This window comes from Desulfurivibrio nitratireducens (genome assembly GCF_044068515.1).
GTDB lineage: Bacteria > Desulfobacterota > Desulfobulbia > Desulfobulbales > Desulfurivibrionaceae > Desulfurivibrio.
Window position 1 is genome coordinate 1 of sequence record NZ_JBIPKI010000097.1, and the last position, 1,293, is coordinate 1,293.

Here is a 1,293-nt window from a genome sequence, read left to right on the forward strand (position 1 = left end):
TGTTGAGTGCCAGGACATCGATAACAAAAAAATGTGCCAGCACATCGATAATAGTTCTCTGACAATCGAATAGCCACTACGTCATTCTGTGAACACCAAATTCATTTCGGAGGTGTTCATGGAAAAGGAAATCAAGCAACTTCGGGTACTGGCTGTACAGCGCTTCAAGGCCGGCGAGAGCCCTGAGTCGATTTGCATATCACTCGGCAAATCCAGATTCTGGCTATACAAGTGGGTCAAAAGGTTTGACGAAGGTGACCCCTGTTGGTTTGAGGAGCATTCGCGATGTCCTCTTGTGTCTTCGAATCGAACGCCTCCGGAGATCGAGGAGATCGTCAAGATGATTCGCCTCAATCTCTACAACCAGGATCTGTTCTGCGGCGCCCAAGCGATCCTGTGGGAGATAGAAGATCTGGGAGTCGAGCCGCTCCCGTCGATCAGGACAATTAACCGGATTCTCGCCAGAAACGACCTGACACATCGCCGAACGGGCCGCTACGAACCCAAAGGAACCGCTTATCCTGCTCTGCCGTCAACGTTACCAAATCAGACTCATCAGGCAGACTTTGTTGGACCGTGCTATCTGAAGGGGCCGATTCGTTTCTACAGCCTGAATATTGTTGACACAGCAACGGTCAGGTGTGGCCTGCACCCTTCGCTTTCCATAGCATCACAGTCAGTCCTGGATGGATTCTGGGCTGCATGGAAGCGCATCGGTATCCCAGATCGCGTTCAGATTGACAATGCCCTGTCTTTCTTCGGCAGCCGGCGGCATCCTCGCGGTATGGGGCCACTGATCCGGCTTTGCCTGTACAACGGCGTTGAACCGTGGTTCATCCCTATGGCCGAGCCGTGGAGAAACGGGATGGTTGAAAACTTCAACGAGCGTTATCAACAAAGGTTTCTCGGCAAAGTAGTAATGGCGTCTGTCGAGGAACTGAAAACCGGATCCCTTGCGTTCGAGCAGCGTCACAACAGTAGATATCGATACGGCAAGCTCAAGGGCGGTACACCGCTGAAGGCCTTGGCGGCATCAAATGTCAAACTGAGGTTTCCAGCAGAAGATGAGCCGCCCAGACATCCACTGGAAAAACCGGAAGTCGGGAAATATCATCTTGTGCGACTCATTCGCAGCGACCTGAAACTGGACATCTTTGGCGAACGATTTCCGGTTCCGCCGGAGATGATGCTCCAATACGTGGTGGCTACTATCGATGTCAAAGAGCAGAAACTAAAACTCTTCCTGGACAAAATCCAGGTCGAGGAATTTGATTACAAACTGAGATAAATTCA

1 protein-coding gene is annotated in these 1,293 nt (G+C 51.2%); it reads left to right on the top strand.

The window, feature by feature from the left end:
- Window positions 1–118: 118 nt before the first annotated feature.
- Complete coding sequence (locus ACHHTY_RS12045) at window positions 119–1,288, top strand: helix-turn-helix domain-containing protein (protein ID WP_395494413.1); 1,170 nt, start codon at window positions 119–121, stop codon at window positions 1,286–1,288.
- Window positions 1,289–1,293: the final 5 nt, after the last annotated feature.